This is a genomic window from Arthrobacter sp. Y3223164 (assembly GCF_059091005.1).
In genome coordinates, this window is record NZ_JBNHGF010000439.1 from 1 (window position 1) to 2074 (window position 2074).

A 2074-nucleotide genomic window follows, 5' to 3' on the forward strand; every position below is an offset into this window, starting at 1 on the left:
ACCCGCCCGGCGGGCAGTCCCTCGTCCAGGACGACGTCGAGGTCGTGCAGGGCGTCGGCGCCGTAGCGGATGGAGACCGGGATGCCGGTGGCCAGGGCGGTCCGGGCCGCCCCGCGGAACAAGCTCTCGTCGGTGGGGGTCATGCCCTCGCGGGTTGCGGTGCTGGTGACCAGCCCGGCGGCTCCGCGGCGCTCGACCCGCGGGACCACCATGCCCTCGCTGACTTCCTTCGAGAAGAGGTCGGCGAACTTTTCGGCCGGCCAGGGGGTCGGCGGGTTGGTCTGCGGGGTGAGGAAGTAGCCGCCGAGCATTTCCTCCGGCCCCATGCCGGTGGAGGCGATGATGTGCACGCCGGTCGAGCGCGAGAGCGCCTCGTACAGCTTCACGTCGCGGCCGTGGAACATGCCGGTGCTGTCCACGATGGTCTGGCCGCCGGCCCTGCGGAAGTCGGTCAGCTTTCCGGCCAGGACCTCGAAGATCTCCGCCCGGTCCATGCTGATGTCCGGGGCGTACTGGGCTCCCGGGACCACCGAGAGCAGGGCCTCGTGGACCGCGACCACACCCAGTTCGTGGGCGGGAACGGGGCCAAGAACGGTATTGGCCGTCGGGTGGGGGGTTGTTGTTGTATCCGTCATTGGCACAACCTTTCGTCTGACGCCACGCCATGCAGACGTCACGCGGGGAAGGATCATGCACCGCGACCTCTGGATTCATTCCTCGCCGAAACCGGTGCAGGCGGCAGTAAACGAAGGAGGAGCCCATCGGGAGGCCCGGCGTCCGCTAACGGCCGCGGGCTCCCGCTGATGTGACCTTGATTACCTGTCAACTAGGTTTACATGATGTAGTGCCAAAGTCAAGGCAATTGACCGGAAAACATCTCGTTTCGTTTTGGCTGACGGGGTGGATTTCCCGCGCGGTCGCGGCCTACTGCCCGGTGCTGAACCGGTACTTGAATTTCTCTGCCAGGTGCACTGCGGAGCGCCATCCGGCGGGCAGGTCGCCCGTGGTGAAGAAGACCGTCTCGATGACGAGCAGCGGGCTCCCCACGGCCACCCCGAAGGTCGCGGCCTGTTCGGCGGTGGCCGCGGTTGCCCAGGCTTCGTGCTCGGCGCGGACGTGTGCGATGCCGAACTCTTTCTTGAGGAGTTCGAAGGCGGAGCCAACGCGTTCCAGTTCCGCGGCGGTGGGGCTGAAGTCCCCGGGCACCCGAATGTAGACGTCGGCTTCGACGAGGGGCTCATCCTCGACCGAGATCAGGCGGGTGAAATGCAGGAGCCGCTCGTGCGCTTCGAGTCCCAGGAGGTCCCGAATCCGGCCGGGCGGTTCCACCCGTTCGATGCCGGCGACCTTCCCCGTCGGACGCAGTCCGCTCTCGGCGAGGTATTGGTACAGGGCCCCCGAGCGCACGTCGGCCGGCCGCTGGACCCTGGTGCCGATGACCGGGAACGTCCCCTTGCCTTGTTTCCGGTAGATGTACCCCTCGCTGGCAAGCTCCTGGAGTGCCTGCCGGATGGGCGCCCGACTGACTTCGAACCGGCTGAGCAACTGCGCCTCGGTCATTGGCTTCCGCGGATCAGCGATCCCCTCGGCTATTTCCCTGCGCAGGATTTCCCTGATCTGGCGATACAGGGGTACCCCGGACGAGGTGTCGAGCTCGCCATATGCCATGAGTCTTCTGTTCCTCCACATCGCCCGCCACCGGGATTGCCCTGCAGGAAGTCAACCACAGAACGCAGTCCATTGAGGAGGCGGCGGCCCTAGCCCGCGGATGGCGTGCGACGTAGCCTGAGGTGACTACCGCCGGGAGGGGCGTGCCATGGACCAGGACATCCAGAAGTACATCAGCGCGTTGGTCGAGAAGGAACAACAACTGCGCGACTCCACGCCGGAGGAGCCGGACAAGGCCGCCGCCCGCGCCGCCGAGCTGCGCCGCCTGGAAGAGCAGCTGGACCAGTGCTGGGACTTGCTGCGCCAGCGCCGTGCCAAGCGCAAGGCCGGCGAGGACCCGGGCGAAGCTGAGACCCGGCCGGCCGGGGAAGTGGAAAACTACCGGCAGTAGCGGAGCGGCAGGCGG

At 67.1% G+C, this 2074-nt stretch carries 3 protein-coding genes; 1 reads left to right on the forward strand and 2 read right to left on the reverse strand.

The genetic code is table 11. The annotated features are described in order from the left end of the window. Together AC5RUJ_RS15115 and AC5RUJ_RS15120 are read right to left on the reverse strand one after the other, a co-directional pair. Positions 1-635: phosphotriesterase family protein (locus AC5RUJ_RS15115; protein WP_494156124.1), on the reverse strand; the 635-nt coding region annotated here is incomplete at its 3' end. 289 nt (positions 636-924) lie between these two features. Then, entirely contained in the window at positions 925-1668 is a 744-nt protein-coding gene (locus AC5RUJ_RS15120; RefSeq protein WP_494128267.1) for a GntR family transcriptional regulator, read from the reverse strand. Between the two features lie 148 nt (positions 1669-1816). Between AC5RUJ_RS15120 and AC5RUJ_RS15125 the strand changes: the two genes are divergently transcribed. Then, a complete protein-coding gene (locus tag AC5RUJ_RS15125) occupies positions 1817-2059 on the forward strand; it encodes a DUF2630 family protein (protein WP_494024901.1) in 243 nt (80 codons plus the stop codon). Positions 2060-2074 lie beyond the last annotated feature (15 nt).